15 protein-coding genes are annotated in these 14,449 nt (G+C 41.8%); 7 read left to right on the top strand and 8 right to left on the bottom strand.

Annotated elements, in window-relative coordinates; genetic code table 11:
* Positions 1-84: 84 nt before the first annotated feature.
* Both B0O44_RS22870 and B0O44_RS22865 read right to left on the bottom strand, forming a co-directional pair.
* Positions 85-672, bottom strand: coding sequence for a DUF4142 domain-containing protein (locus B0O44_RS22870; RefSeq protein WP_110834421.1), 588 nt, complete (start codon positions 670-672; stop codon positions 85-87).
* Positions 673-783: 111 nt separating this feature from the next.
* A complete protein-coding gene (locus tag B0O44_RS22865; RefSeq protein ID WP_110834420.1) occupies positions 784-1,464 on the bottom strand; it encodes a TapB family protein in 681 nt (226 codons plus the stop codon).
* Between the two features lie 218 nt (positions 1,465-1,682).
* On the opposite strand from B0O44_RS22865, the gene B0O44_RS22860 reads away from it, so the two are divergent.
* Positions 1,683-2,765 carry a sensor histidine kinase gene (locus B0O44_RS22860; protein ID WP_110834419.1) on the top strand — a complete coding sequence of 361 codons (1,083 nt, stop codon included), beginning with the start codon at positions 1,683-1,685 and terminating at the stop codon, positions 2,763-2,765.
* On the top strand, positions 2,762-3,490 hold the full coding sequence (locus B0O44_RS22855) for a LytR/AlgR family response regulator transcription factor (RefSeq protein ID WP_110834418.1): 729 nt from the start codon (positions 2,762-2,764) through the stop codon (positions 3,488-3,490). The genes B0O44_RS22860 and B0O44_RS22855 overlap by 4 nt, the downstream gene beginning before the upstream one ends.
* A 6-nt stretch (positions 3,491-3,496) precedes the next feature.
* Here the strand turns inward: B0O44_RS22855 and B0O44_RS22850 are convergent, their stop codons facing one another.
* From B0O44_RS22850 to B0O44_RS25020, 4 genes are all read right to left on the bottom strand, one after another.
* On the bottom strand, positions 3,497-4,558 hold the full coding sequence (locus tag B0O44_RS22850; RefSeq protein WP_245943779.1) for a patatin-like phospholipase family protein: 1,062 nt from the start codon (positions 4,556-4,558) through the stop codon (positions 3,497-3,499).
* A gap of 83 nt (positions 4,559-4,641) precedes the next feature.
* The gene (locus B0O44_RS22845; RefSeq protein WP_146229892.1) at positions 4,642-6,177 is read right to left on the bottom strand and encodes an alpha/beta hydrolase; all 1,536 of its coding nucleotides are present in this window, start codon (positions 6,175-6,177) and stop codon (positions 4,642-4,644) included.
* A 106-nt stretch (positions 6,178-6,283) separates the two neighbouring features.
* Positions 6,284-7,165 (bottom strand): 1-aminocyclopropane-1-carboxylate deaminase/D-cysteine desulfhydrase, encoded by an 882-nt coding sequence (locus tag B0O44_RS22840; protein ID WP_110834415.1) that lies wholly within the window; start codon positions 7,163-7,165, stop codon positions 6,284-6,286.
* A gap of 39 nt (positions 7,166-7,204) precedes the next feature.
* Entirely contained in the window at positions 7,205-7,366 is a 162-nt protein-coding gene (locus B0O44_RS25020) for a hypothetical protein (RefSeq protein WP_170123396.1), read from the bottom strand.
* 89 nt (positions 7,367-7,455) lie between these two features.
* On the opposite strand from B0O44_RS25020, the gene B0O44_RS22835 reads away from it, so the two are divergent.
* Entirely contained in the window at positions 7,456-8,487 is a 1,032-nt protein-coding gene (locus B0O44_RS22835) for an RluA family pseudouridine synthase (protein WP_110834414.1), read from the top strand.
* A gap of 3 nt (positions 8,488-8,490) precedes the next feature.
* Positions 8,491-9,339: an aminotransferase class IV gene (locus B0O44_RS22830; protein WP_110834413.1), complete on the top strand. Its 849-nt coding sequence runs from the start codon at positions 8,491-8,493 to the stop codon at positions 9,337-9,339.
* Here B0O44_RS22830 and fmt read toward each other — a convergent pair.
* Positions 9,336-10,244: a methionyl-tRNA formyltransferase gene (gene fmt / locus B0O44_RS22825; protein ID WP_110834412.1), complete on the bottom strand. Its 909-nt coding sequence runs from the start codon at positions 10,242-10,244 to the stop codon at positions 9,336-9,338. The two genes, B0O44_RS22830 and fmt, sit on opposite strands and share 4 nt — an antisense overlap.
* Before the next feature lie 104 nt (positions 10,245-10,348).
* Here fmt and B0O44_RS22820 point away from each other — a divergent pair, with 104 nt between their 5' ends.
* The gene (locus B0O44_RS22820) at positions 10,349-11,407 is read left to right on the top strand and encodes a DNA topoisomerase IB (protein ID WP_110834411.1); all 1,059 of its coding nucleotides are present in this window, start codon (positions 10,349-10,351) and stop codon (positions 11,405-11,407) included.
* A 60-nt stretch (positions 11,408-11,467) separates the two neighbouring features.
* A complete protein-coding gene (locus B0O44_RS22815; RefSeq protein ID WP_110834410.1) occupies positions 11,468-11,827 on the top strand; it encodes a hypothetical protein in 360 nt (119 codons plus the stop codon).
* A gap of 65 nt (positions 11,828-11,892) precedes the next feature.
* On the opposite strand, the gene B0O44_RS22810 is transcribed toward B0O44_RS22815, so the two are convergent.
* Entirely contained in the window at positions 11,893-13,137 is a 1,245-nt protein-coding gene (locus tag B0O44_RS22810) for an exo-beta-N-acetylmuramidase NamZ family protein (RefSeq protein ID WP_110834409.1), read from the bottom strand.
* Positions 13,138-13,227: 90 nt separating this feature from the next.
* Between B0O44_RS22810 and B0O44_RS22805 the strand changes: the two genes are divergently transcribed.
* A complete protein-coding gene (locus B0O44_RS22805; RefSeq protein ID WP_110834408.1) occupies positions 13,228-14,448 on the top strand; it encodes an ABC transporter permease in 1,221 nt (406 codons plus the stop codon).
* The last annotated feature ends 1 nt before the right edge of the window (position 14,449 follow it).

The following is a 14,449-nucleotide window of genomic DNA, read 5'->3' as shown; positions in this document are numbered from 1 at the left end:
ATGATCCTGAAATGGTTTGTCTGCTGAAAAACAAAGGCGGTCCTGAATTTCAGGGCCGCCTTTGTTTCAGGTTGTACTTTGTGTTTATTTCAAACTGTCATGAATGCTGTTGATCATTTTTAAATGGGTTTCCACAACCGGAGTTGTTTTTGAAGCAAATGCTTTCAAATCTGCATCTTTCCCATCTTTTGCTTCATTTTGCATTAGGGTAAGTGTTTTTTTATGGCCATCGACCATGGCATCCACATAGGCTTTGTCAAAATCAGCTCCTGTTTTTGATTTCAGATCGGTCATTTTTTTCTGGTGCTCATCATCTACATCTGCAGGAAGGGTGATGTTTTTAACTTTGGCCAATGCAATAAGGGCCTGGTTGGCTTTTCCATGATCACTGACCATCATTGTTGCAAATTCTTTGATTTTGGCATTCGCTGATTTTTCCAGGGCCAATTTTCCCAGGGCAACTTCTGCCATGCCGCCTACGGCTGCTTTTGTTGCAAATTCAGCATCTGCTTTATCTACAGCAATCCCTCCGGTGGCCATCACGTTGCTGGTGGTGTCTTTGGTTTTGTTTAAGCTGTCTGCCGTTTCTTTGGCGTCTTTTGTTCCGCTGTTGCAGCCCTGAAAGGCAAACGCTGCAGCAGAAATTGTACATACATAAAGTAACTTTTTCATAAGATTAGATTTTGATGTTTATGAAATATACCGGAGTACATTTCATAAAATTCTGTTTTGTTTAACTCTATAACATCAAAAGTTCAAAAAAGTTCTTTTTATTTCCGGGTTTTACTTGATCGACGCCAGAATGGAATGTTCCTCCATTTGTCCGTCTTTGTTATAAGACTCTGTTTTAACTACCCCTGCTAAAGGGGAATACCACTCATAAACTTTGAGTTTCATAGGGATTCCAATGCCTAAAACTTTAAAACGGACGTCCATATCATAAGTAATTTTAAAGGTGTCATAGCTGCCTGCGGGTGTATTTACCCGTTCTTTTCCTATTACCTTACGGTTTTCAACCTTAAAAGAAACATCCATTTTTTTTCCTTTAACTTTTCCTTTAATGTTCATCTCCATACCGGCCTGCAGATTTTGACCGGTTTGCATTCCGGATGGATAGGTGAAATAAGCTTCTTTGGGTTTGTCTCCCTCGTCCAGAGCAGGGATTTGAAAACCCATGCTGACATTTCCATTTTTACAGGTAATGGTGGCATTTCCGTCCTGTTTTATTTTTCCGCCAGCGTCGTATTTAACCACCCGGTATTGGGAGGTAATTGATTCTCCTGATTGCTGGACATGACTTATTGTGCCAATATCTTTTCCTGAAAATTTTCCGGTTTTGTCGTAATTATTTATAACAACTTCTTTGTTTTCTGTGAAAAAAAAGAAGTTGTTGCAATCCTGGGCAAAAATATTGGTGTTGCACAGGAAGAGCAGCGCAGATAGGATTAAATTGTTTTTCTTCATGTTTTTGATTAATTTAGAATTGTTTAAAATTTAAATCAGTAGTAATGGTTCGGGCCTGAACAAAACTAGCCTCTGAAGGAAGGGATTAGGAAATGTTTATACCAGTGGCCTGATTTATTATACCGACCCCCGGGATTTAAGCTTTTTATATTTTATGGCATGCATTATTACCGCTTAACAGCGGTAATCTGTACCCATTTTTATAAGGAAATTGATCCATGATTAAAGAAGAAATAACAAGGGGCGAGAATTTCGGTCAGCATCAATCTTTATTTGCAGATTTTTTTACAGGAAGACGTTTTAAAATACTTCGCCATCTGCTGCTGCTTGGTCTTTTTGTGCTTTTGGTGAGTGAAGACAATGGCGAATACAAAGTGCAGGGCAACACCCTTTATGGTATTCAATTGCTTGCCCTGATTTGGTTCGTTACCTTTTTATACCTGAACATGTATGTATTGGTTCCACGCCTTTTGTTTAAAGGAAGGCTTCCTGCTTATCTGCTTGGCGCAACTGCGCTGTTGGGCCTGAGTTTTTTTCTGGTGGCCTGGGCGGATGTCCAGTTGAACTTTTACCGGCATATTCCCAAAAAAACACCGGAAAATGCATTATACAGTTTTCTGAAATTTGTCCTGGTTTTTGGGATTATACTTGCCGCCTCTACCTGCATTAAATTATTCCAACGCTGGGTAAAAGATGTTGAGCGGATTTCTAAATTGCAAAGTCTGACTCTGAAGCACGAGCTGCATCAGCTTAAAAGTCAGATCAATCCACATTTTTTGTTTAATACCTTGAATAATGCACATATTCTGACCAAAACAGACCCTTCCAGGGCTTCTTTTGTACTGTTGAACCTGTCAGATCTGCTAAGATATCAGATTTACAACTGTGGCAATGAAAAGGTTGCGCTTAGGGCAGATATAGGTTTTATTGAGGATTTTTTGAATTTAGAGAAAATCAGGAGGGACTTGTTTCGTTTCGAAATTGGCTGGGAGGGTGATCAAACCAATATGATGATTCCTCCACTACTGTTTATTCCTTTTGTAGAAAATGCTGTAAAACACAATCACGATAGTGAAAAAGCTTCGTACGTAAATTTAAAATTTAAATTGGAAAGGAACCGACTGCTGTTCAGCTGCATCAATTCCAAACCGGTAAAGAAAAGTAAAGCACATTCTATGTACAGTGGTTTTGGCCTGTTAAACATCCGCAGAAGACTTTCTTTGCTGTTTCCAGACCGGCATACGCTGTTTATAGAAGAATTGCCTTTAACCTATGAGGTTAAACTTGAATTAAACTTATGAAATGTATTATTGTTGATGACGAGCCCATTGCAAGGGAAGGGATGAAACTACTCGTCGATTTGGTTTATGATCTCGAATTGCAGGGTGTTTTTAGTAATGTAAAAGACGCAGGACGGTTTTTACAACACCATGAAACGGATCTCATCCTGCTTGATATCCAGATGCCGGAGATGGATGGCCTGCAATTTGCAAGGCATCTTTCCGGGCATGTTCATGTCATATTTACAACAGCCTTTGAAGAATATGCTCTGGAGAGTTACGAATTGGAGGTGGTCGATTATCTGGTTAAACCGATAAGAGAAGAACGTTTTATAAAGGCAATAAAAAGGGTAAGGGCGCTGCAAAAAACTACGCAATTGGATAAAACATCCGGTCTTAAAACTGAAATTTCTAATGATTTTATGTTGGTTAAAGCAGAACGTAAATTTCACAAAATCCTGTACAGAGATGTGCTGTACATCCAGGGGCTAAAGGATTATGTCATTATTCATTTGAAGGGCCAGAAATTTATTACGGCCCTGAACATCAAGAGTATTTACAACCAACTGCCCGGTGTTATTTTTAAGAGAGTTGGCCGGTCCTATATTTTAAACATGGATCATATTAGTTCTTTTGATAACAACAGCGTTTTTATTGAGGATGTAGAATTCTCCATTGGAGACTCCTATAAGGATAGCTTTTTTGACCAATACCTGAAAGGAAAAATGCTCAACCGCAGACATTAAATGAGGTTATTGCCTTCTGATCCTTAAAAAATCCCAGGGCTTTTGTGAGCCATTGTGTTTTTGTTCTTCCACCAGGAGTTTTGCAATCAGGGTAATCAGGCCTTCATTTTCGCTTACGGTCCTGTCGCCCAGGGCAACCAGCTTTTCGATGTTGGAGGGGCTGGCCGCATCAAGGCCTTCTTTGATGCTTTCCAGGCTATCGGGCTCTATGCGGACATAGTTTTCCGGTTTACCCACAGAATGATAAAGCTGTTGTAAAAAGAAATCACTTGTTTCGGCCACTCCGCTCATCATAATGTCTATCAATGCTGGAACAATGGCCAGGGCGCTACTTTTTTTAAAATGGTCATAGTCATAAGACCTTTTAGACCTGCCTGTACCAAGGGACAACAAATAAATGTCATTGATCCTGGTCTGGTTAAAAGCTTTGGTCACTTCAATCAAACCGCTTAAAGCCGGGTTGGTGGCAAATACACCCCCGTCCAGCAAAGGGTACCTGACATTGGCCAGGGAGTGAATTTCGGCAACGCTAAAATAGGTTGGCGCAGCAGAAGTGGCCCGGCAGACATCCCTGAGGTAAAAATCCCTGACATCCCCCCGGCTGATTGCATTTTGCTGTCTGAAAAAATGGGTTTTGCGTAATTCTATATTGTAGGCACTGATGATACAGGGTTTTAAAAGCTGGCTTAGTTTGGTTTCGCCAAAGTATTTTTTTAAAACCCCTTCAAATATCTGGCTGTTGTAACGTTCACCGGCCAGTCCTAATTTGGCACGGATGCGTTTTAAAAAGGTCATTTTAAAAATCTCGTTCCCGTGTTTCAGGTACAGGTCCAAGGCTGCTTTAGCAGAAAACCTTGGGCGGCCGGGATTTTCTTCCGAAGGGCAGAGTAACAAACAGGTAAGAATGCCCCCGGTACTGGTACCGGCAAAAAAATCAAAATAATCGACAATAGCGGCATCCGGATTTTTACTTTCCCGTTTAAGCCTGTCTTCCAGGGCAACCAGGAGCATTCCGGGAATAATGCCTCTAATACCACCACCATCAATAGAAAGGATCTTCTTCATCATATATTTGGCCTCTGGTAAATATAGCTTAATATCCAGGAATTCAAAATTGATGCGGCGTAAAAAAAGATGCTGATGGCCTGTATTTACAGATAACCCAATCTTTTTAAAAATCCCGAACGATAGTCATTCACCTGTTTCCCAAAACGCCTGTCGTACCACAGAAAATGCCCTGCGCCCTCCAGAACATGCAGTTCACAGTCATTGCCCATGGCTTTCATTTTTTCTGCAAAAGCAATGGTAGGTTGCACCGGGACGTTGTTGTCTCTGCTGCCGCTGATCATCAGTATTGGCGGCAGGTTTTTTCTAACCTGGTGCAGCGGGGAAATCCGTTCCAGGAATTTTTGATCGGTATAGTATTGTTGCCAGAAATCTCCCTGGGTAAAATCTGTAGCAACACTGTTCAGTATTAATGAATTGGGTACCGAACTGATGCGAAGGTCTTCTTTTTTATCGTCCAGGGTATCTATTACCCCAAGTGCTAAAGCAAGGTTTGCACCAGCTGAATTTCCCGAAGCTATAATGTGGTCCGGGTCAATTTTCAGGCGCTGGGCATCTTTGCGCAGGTAGCGTATGGCCGATTTGCCATCGGCAATGGCTTGTGGGGGCAATGTGCCATGACGGTCACGTAAACGGTATTCTATGGCCACGGCCACCCATCCTTTTGCAGCATACTCCTGGCAGGTATAAAAGAACCAATCGGGTTTTCCTTCGCTCCAGCCCCCGCCATGAAAAAAAACAATTGCAGGGTGTTGCTTACTGCTGTCTTTGGGCATAAAAATGTGCGCATCAAGGCTGTAACCATCTACTTTCTTATAGACCTCGGTTAAATGTTCTTTACGATCTGAAAGGCCTTCGTTATAGGCGCTGTCAATTTTAGCAAGCAGCTTACTACCGGTGTTTTTCTTTCTAAAAATTTCTAGCTCTTGTCCAATGTTTTTGACGCCGTAATTGTCTATATGGTAGGCTAGCAGCTCGTACATCATTCTGTTTTGAACGGCAGGATTTTTAAAAAGCTGCGTAACGACCAGCATGCCGGCATCCAGGCGCTGGTTGTCACTTTTTTGATAGGCTTTTCTCCTTTTTAACAATTCTTCATCAATGCTTTGCTGTAAAACCGAGTTCAGGTATTTACGGTATGCATCATATGCTAACAATCCAGGATTGTTGATGTCTATTTTTTGCAGGCGGTTTTGTGCTGTTTTGCTTAGGGTTACGGTTTGTCCGGTGATCCTTTTGTGTACAGGGACATAATCGAGTATAAATTTATTAAAGGTATAGTTAAGGTCGGTGTACTGTTCTTCAAAAAAGCTTGCTTTTATACCTGGATTGGACTTTTTAAGGCTGTCAAGGGGAAGCAGAAAAGTTTTGTGAAGGGAGTCTATTTTTTGCAGAAAAATACCTTCCCCGGACCTGTATAGCACAGTTTGGTTGGAATTGAAATAGGCATTGAAGGCCCGGTTAACCTGTTTTTGTCGTTGCGTAAAAAGTGTGATGGCCGTCTGGTCAGGTGAAGCCGTTTGAGCATAAGATGTAGAAGCAATGAATACCAGAAAAAACAGTTTTAAAAGATGATGGAATTTACTTTTCCCGGGATAAGGTCTGTTTTTGTCTGTTTTCATGCTGAAAGCGTTTTTTAAGATTTTGTTAGTCAAGTTTTTAAATATACTAACTTGCCGAGATATGCAAAATTTTATTTCATTGCCCAAATACCCGGATGGCCTGGTTTTATAAGATCCGCGCAAGTTCCTCTTTTTTGCCGAGCAAGCCCAGCAGCCCGCCGGTGTGCAGGGCAACAATTCTGGAGTTCTCTGAGAAATGGCCTTTTTTAATGAGGTCGTACATGGCGTAAAATAGTTTTGCAGTGTATACCGGGTCGAGCAGTATCCCTTGCTCAGAGGTAAAGTTTCGCATAAAATGAAGCAGCTCGGGCGGTGTTTTTGCATAACCTCCAAAGTGATAATCTGTGTGCAGGTGGAGTTGTTCAACAGAACGGGTATAATTGTAAATTTCGCCCGCAATAAAATCACCGCCTTTTAAGACAGGTACGACATGGAGTTGTAGGTTTCTTTTTTGTTGCTGAATGCCTTTTAACAGTCCGGCGGCGGTTGTACCCGTTCCGGCCGCACAAAACAGATGGTCCACATCTGGTGGAAGTTCATTGATAATTTCTGCACAGCCTTTTACCGCTTCAGGTGAAGCACCGCCTTCATCTATGAAATAGGCATTGGGATCTTCCTTAAAAATAGAATCGAAAAGGGCCCTTTTGTTTTTGTATGCTTCCCGGCTGCTGAAAATTAATTTCATCCCATACAAACGGCAGAGCAGCAGCATTTCATTTTCAACAACTTCCCCACGTACAAAAGCTGTGGCCTTAAGACCCGATCTGGCCGCTGCAGCGGCGGTGGCCAGCAGATGGTTGGAATAGGCGCCTCCAAAGGTAACCAGATGCAGTTTATTCAATGCAATGGCCCTGGCCATTACATATTTCAGTTTACGCCATTTATTTCCGGAAATATAAGGATCAATCAAATCGTCCCTTTTCACCCATAGGCGTACAGGACCTGTATATTTTAATTCTTGTAAAGGGCTGTAAATATCTGTAATCATTGCTTACAAATATAAAACCCAATTGCTGCTAAAAAGAGTTTAGGATTTGAAATAGATTTTTTTAATCAGATAGGGAAAAAAATTGAGTACAATTTTTACGTTGGTGGTAAAGCTTTTCATAGTAGTGGTCGTTTTATAGTTCAGCACAATCAGGCGGCCAGAAACGGAGTCTCTTTTGGAAGGGATTGATGTAGATTTCATAGCCGGTCAATACTGCTGTAATTCTTCTTAACAAATAGTAAGCCAATTTCTTTTTTAAATATGTAATTGTTAAAGATTAGCTTTGTAACATGGAAAATATCAACTCCGGGGCCGAATTAGAAGAGCAGGATTTATACGAACATTTTAATATTGTCGTCGACAAGGGACAGTCTTTATTAAGGATTGACAAGTTTTTGATGCACCGTCTGGAAAATGCTTCCAGAAACAGGATACAAAATGCAATAGATGCGGGAAATGTACTGGTGAACCAGAAAACAATTAAACCCAGCTACAAGGTGAAGCCTGCCGATGAGATTTCCATTGTGTTTCCGCATCCGCCAAGGGATACCGAAGTTTATCCGGAAGACATTCCCCTGGAAATTGTATATGAAGACAATGACTTGCTGGTGGTCAATAAGGCTGCGGGAATGGTGGTCCATCCCGGGTACAACAATTATACGGGTACCCTGGTCAATGCCCTTGCTTTTCATTTTGAGCAATTGCCGCAGCTTCCGGGCAATGAAGGGCGCCCGGGCCTGGTGCACCGTATAGATAAAGATACATCTGGTTTGCTGTTGATCAGCAAGAATGAAATCACCATGACCAAACTGGCCAAGCAATTTTTTGACCATACCATTACCAGAAGATATCTGGCCCTGGTGTGGGGGGATCTGGAAGAAAGTGGCACAGTTAGTGGGTATATCGGGCGAAGTGCAAAAAACAGGATCATTATGGATGTATATGATGAGGAAGAAAAAGGGAAGTGGTCGGTTACCCATTATACCGTTCTGGAGCGTTTAGGTTATGTAACCTTAATCAGCTGCCAGCTGGAAACCGGCCGCACGCACCAGATCAGGGCACATATGCAGCATATTGGACATCCGCTGTTTAGTGATGCAAATTACGGCGGAGATAAAATTCTTAAGGGTACAACTTTTGCCAAATACAAGCAATTTGTACAGAATTGTTTTGAATTGATGCCCCGGCAGGCACTTCATGCGCAGGTTTTAGGATTTATTCATCCGGGGACGAAAAAATATCAGGAATTTGAAGCACCTTTGCCGGCCGATTTTGATTCTGTATTGAATAAATGGAGAAATTATATCGTACAGCCACAATAATACATGCAACACGAGTATATTTTACATAACGACGAATTTTTTACAGCAAACCATCCGGTGCTTACGGCAGGGAACCGCAGCTTTCGCTATGGGGACGGTCTGTTTGAAACCATGCGCATGAGCAATGGGAAGTTAAGGTTTCCTGAGTTTCATGCCGAGCGGCTTAAAGAAGGTATGACAGCCCTGAAAATGGACGGGGCGGCTTTGCTGGATGCTTATTTCCTGAAGCAGAAAACGGCAGAACTTTGCAAAAAGAACAAGTTAAAAGATAATGTCAGGTTCCGCTTGTCTGTTTACCGGGGTGGGGACGGCCTGTATACGCCCGAAAGCAATAAGTCTGGTTACCTGCTGGAGGCAAGCCCTTTACCCGAAGCGGGTTATGAACTGAACAAAAAGGGGTTGATTATTGATGTTTACGATGAAATTACCAAAGCGGTTAACCCGCTTTCAAATTACAAGACCAGCAGTGCCCTGGTTTATGTGATGGCCGGACTTTATAAAAAGCAGCATAAACTGGACGAAGCCATTATTTTAAATCAAAATGGTTTCCTTTGTGAAAGCATCAGCTCAAATGTTTTTGTGGTTTACGATAAGCAGATTTATACCCCAGCCTTATCAGAAGGCTGTATTTCGGGCGTTATGCGCAAAGTGGTTATGGAGCTGGCCAAAGCCAATCAGATTTCCATTATAGAAGCCCAGTTGAACCCTGAAGTATTGAGGGAGGCTGAAGAAGTATTTATCACGAATGCGCTTGGAGGCATCCGCTGGGTGATGGGTTATGGACGCAAGCGCTATTTCAACGAAGCGTCCAAGACCCTGAGTGCTTTACTGAACCAAATGTCAGTGGGTTAAAGCCGCATTCCCCTTAAAAACTCTTCTGTTGTCATTCTTTTCTTTCCTTCATATTGCAGATCTGTGAGCTTCAAAAAGCCGTCTTTGGCTGCAAATTTTAAAAAAGACTTCCCGTCTGTCAGAAATCCGCCAGGGGCTATACCGGGCTCTTTTTCTTCAATTTCGGCCCTGAAAATTTTAAGGGTTTTGTCGTTTAGCCGGGTGAAGGCCGTAGGATAAGGGCTAAGGCCCCTGATCAGGTTGTGGATCAGTCCGGCAGACTGGTTCCAGTCTATCTGGCAAAAATCTTTAAATATCTTTGGTGCATGTTTTAAATCTGCGGCCTGTGGTTGTGGCTGTTCGGTATAATTTCCGTCTGCTATTGCCTGTACTGTTTTGACCAGCAGCCCTGCACCTGTCTGCATCAGCTGATCGTGAAGCTCACCTGCAGTATCCTGTGGACCTATGCTTACTTTTTCCGAAAAAATAATGTCGCCTGTATCTATTTCATGTTTCAAAAAGAAAGTAGTCACACCGCTTTCTTTTTCTCCGTTAATAATGGCATGGTTGATCGGGGCAGCCCCCCTGTACTGGGGCAGCAAGGAAGCATGAAGGTTAATTGTTCCTTTTGGGGGCATGTTCCAGACCGCCTCGGGCAGCATGCGGAAAGCCACCACAACTTGCAGGTCGGCTTTTAAATCATGCAGCTCGGCTATAAATTCGGGGTCCTTAAGGCGCACAGGTTGCAAAACTTTTAACCCTTTTTCCTGTGCATATTTTTTTACCGCACTTTCACTCAGTTTTTGTCCTCTTCCAGCTGGTTTATCTGCCGCGGTAACAACTGCTGCAATTTCAAAGCCTGCTTTGAACAGGGCATCCAAAGAAGCAACAGCAAAGTCCGGCGTGCCCATAAAAACTATTTTCATCCGTATATGTTTAGTGTATCATATATGGAACAAGGGCATTTCTGTGACCCTGTTCCTGTCAAGGGCAAAATAACTAAAAATTTAACGCATATTTTTTCCATAATATGATTCAGACAGATCAGGAGCTTAAAGAAAGTGGTTTAATATACGTGCAGACCAATCAAAAAGGTATTTACAGAAAAGGGAAACCCGGTAACTTCTATTATACAGATCAAAATGGAGAGCGGATCATAGACCCGCGGCAGCTGCAAAGGATAAAAGCACTAGTGCTGCCCCCAGCCTGGACAGCGGTTTGGATTGCCGGCAGCTCAAATGCCCACTTGCAGGCAACTGGATTGGATATTGCTGGCCGCAAGCAATACCGTTATCATCAAAAATGGACCTCACGCAGATCAGAAGCTAAATATTTCAGGCTGCTTGAATTTGGAAACTGCCTGCCGCAAATACGAAAAACCATAACTGCAGATCTTCGGAGAAAACAATTTGACGAGCGAAAAGTACTGGCCATTTGCGTACAGGTGATGCTGAAAACGCTGATCCGTATAGGTAATGAGTCATATAAACAATTGTATGGCAGCTATGGCTTAAGTACCTTAAGGGATAAACATGCAAAAATAAAGGGCAATACCCTTCAGTTGAGTTTTACAGGTAAAAAGGGGGTAAAGCAGCAGATTAGACTAAATGATAAAAGTCTTGCCAAACTGGTGAAAAAATGCAGGGATATACCCGGGCAAGAGCTGTTTCAGTATTATGTAAATGAGCAGGAACATCGTGCGGTAGGCTCCGGGCAGATCAATGCCTATATACAGGAAATTTCAGGCACTGATTTTACGGCAAAGGATTTCAGGACCTGGGGCGGAACCCTGGAAGCATTAAGACAACTGGCAAAATGTGACTGCAACGATGAAAAACACACGGTCAAAAAAATACTGGTGGAGGTGCTGGATGGTGTAGCCGCAAAACTGGGCAATACCCGGGCAGTTTGTAAAAGTTCCTATGTTTATCCGGAATTACTCAATGCTTATGAGCAGGGTGAGTTGGACAAATATCTTAAACAGATAGACAATCATATTCCGGCTGCTGCAGTACTTCAAAACGATGAAAAAGTATTGCTTAAATTTTTAAAAAGCATTCGAAAAAAAAATAAGGTTACTTCTTCGTAGCCTGCAGTTTTTAAGGAAATATTTTTAACTTGTGAACAGGTTAAGTTAAAATTAAAACACATGAAAACAAGAATGATTGTGGCCATTGCGCTGATCCAGTTCCTGGCCTTTACAGTACATGCACAAGAAAAAAAAATCAAAAAGTATTGTGAAATTTCTTTTACCGCTGGCATTTTTGCCAATAATGTAAAATTAAATTTTGGGCAAAATAAACAATACAGTCCCATTAAAGATTCTCTCTATGTCAGAAAATTAAAACATGTGGAAACCTTAAGCAACCGGATCTCTATTTTAAATTACATGAGTAAATTGGGTTGGAAGTATATAGAAACCACTTCAAGCTTTAAGGGAGAGCCTTCAACCGTACTGCTTAGCAAAGAGTTCGATCCTTCTGAACTGGATCCATCGGAAATAGAATAAAAAAGAGGCCTTCATGATTGAAGGCCTCTTTTTTATCGGAACTTTCTTCAGGTGTTCAAAAACTGTTATGGGTATAACAAGTACTTTTTGCGCATGGTTTTGTATTTGCTTAAACCAGGTTCCCAGCTGGCCCGGATTTCTTCTTCCGATTTTCCTGCAATGATTTGTTCGCGGAAAGTCCCCACACCAATTAACCTTTCGATTACGCCCATTTGTTTGCTCAGTTTAGAGTTAAAGAAATCGGCTTTGTTGGGCGAGTTGTTGTACAACTCGATCAGCCAGCTGAGTTTAAGTTTTTTATCTTTTCTGAACTGTTCTGTATCATAATTTCTCAAATCCAGTCCATAACAGACCTGGTCCATAAACAAAGGGGATTCGGACATTCCTTTGATGCTTTTAGGGGTAAAAGAAAAGCTGTATTTTCCTTTTAAAGCTGGAGCACCCACAATGGTAAAGGGAAACTGGGTCCCGCGCCCATGGTTTAAATAAGTGCCTTCAAAAAGACAGGTGGTGGGGTATAATAAAATGGATTGGGCCGTATTCAGATTGGGTGATGGTTTTACAGGAAGCTCATATGGGGTGTCGTGTGTATAACCCGCAACCTTAATGACCTTAATTTTACAGCGGAGTTTATTGTCCAGCCAGCCTTCTCCATTGAGCATCTGGGCATATTCTCCAACCGTAAGGCCGTGTACCACAGGAATGGGTTTTAAACCAATACCGGATTTAAACTTAGGGTCAAGGACTGGGCCATCCACGTAAAAACCATTGGGGTTAGGGCGATCAAGGATCAGCAATTCTTTATTGTTTTCTGCGCAGGCTTCCATCACGTGCTGCAGGGTGTTGATATAAGTATAAAAACGTACGCCAACATCCTGCACATCAAAAATCATCAGGTCAATGTCCGCCAATTCTTCTTTTGTCGGTTTTTCGTGTTTTCCGTAAAGCGAAACGGCCTTAATGCCTGTTTTAGCGTCCACAGCATCGTCTACATGGGTCCCGTTACTGGCGTCCCCCCGGAAACCATGCTCCGGGCCAAATATTTTTACAATTTGGACCCCTCTGCTCAATAAGCTGTCTACGGTACTGACCTTTCCAATAACAGAGGTCGGGTTCACCACCATACCAATGCGTTTTCCTTTGAGCAGCGGAAGGTATTTTTCGGTTTGTTCTGCACCGGTTCTGATTTGCGCAGTTTTTGGCCCCTCAGCGTGGACCGGTGTAGAAGAAAATTTGGGGGAATTTGCCCCGCAACTGAAGGTAACGGCAGTTAAGGTAATTTGTAAAGCCAGGAAAAGAGTTGGTTTCATATTGTTTACATTGGTTATTTTCTTTTTTATAAATATGCTTTAAATCCAAATCAAATAAGCATTTTTGCTAAGTTACAAATATTGCAAACATTGAATACAGAATATTTCATTGCTAAAAGGATCTCCGTAAAGGCAGAAAGGACCTTCTCAAAATTGATTGTCCGTATTGCCATATCAGGGGTTATGCTCAGTCTGGCCGTGATGATGTTATCTGTTGCCATTATAAAAGGTTTTAAAACCGAGATCCAGGATAAGGTAAGGGGCTTTGTTGGCGACATCAGGATCTTTAAACTGGACCTGAACAATTCTTTTGAACTGTCTCCCTTTAAAGCCGGTCCTGAAACCATCAGGGCTTTGAAAAATAACCGGGATATTGCTTATTTTCAACCTTATTCCACCAAACCTGCTATTATTTCTGCAAATGATGAAGTAGAAGGTATCAACTTTAAGGGTATTGACCAGAGCTATAACTGGGATTATATTAAAAAACACCTGCAAAGTGGCCGGGTGATTAACTTCAGTGACAGTGCAAAAGCCAATCAGCAGATCCTGATTTCCAGTTTTACAGCACAGCGGTTGAAACTGAAAACCGGAGATGATTTTATCATGACCTTTGTACAGGACCATCCACGCAAACGCAAATTTAAAATTGTTGGCATTTATGATATTGGGGTAGAGGAGATAGACAAAAGTTTCGTAATAGGGAACATCAACATCATCAGAAGGTTGAACAATTGGGGGCCGGATGATATTGGAGGAATAGAAATCGGTATAAAAAAATTCTCTTCTCTCCCCAAAGTGGCAGAGGATGTTTACGAAAACCTGGGCGCCAATCTGAAATCGGAGTCGGTCAGAGATTATTTTCCAAACATATTCTCCTGGTTGTCGCTGCTGGATGTAAATACAAGGGTTTTACTGGTGCTGATGATGATCGTTGGCGTCATCAATATGATTACTGCTTTACTGATTATTATTCTGGAAAGGACCAATATGATTGGAATGCTTAAAGCTTTTGGCATGACCGATCTGAGCATTATAAAAATCTTTCTGTATAATGCCGCTTATCTGGTTGGTATAGGTTTGTTGTTGGGTAATTTGCTTGGGCTTGGACTGGGTTTCCTGCAAAAATATACGCAGGTTTTCAAACTGACACAAAGTTCCTATTACCTTAAATATGTACCTATAGAACTTCATTTTATCGATGTGCTGGTGCTCAATGTCGCAACCATGCTTATTTGTGTGGCCGTGTTGATTTTGCCTTCTTTACTGATCAGCAGGATATCCCCCTTAAAAGCGATAAAATTTAAATAAA

Origin of the sequence: Pedobacter nutrimenti (assembly GCF_003208655.1) — a bacterium.
GTDB classification, from domain to species: domain Bacteria; phylum Bacteroidota; class Bacteroidia; order Sphingobacteriales; family Sphingobacteriaceae; genus Pedobacter; species Pedobacter nutrimenti.
This window is presented reverse-complemented; position numbering and strand designations above follow the sequence as displayed.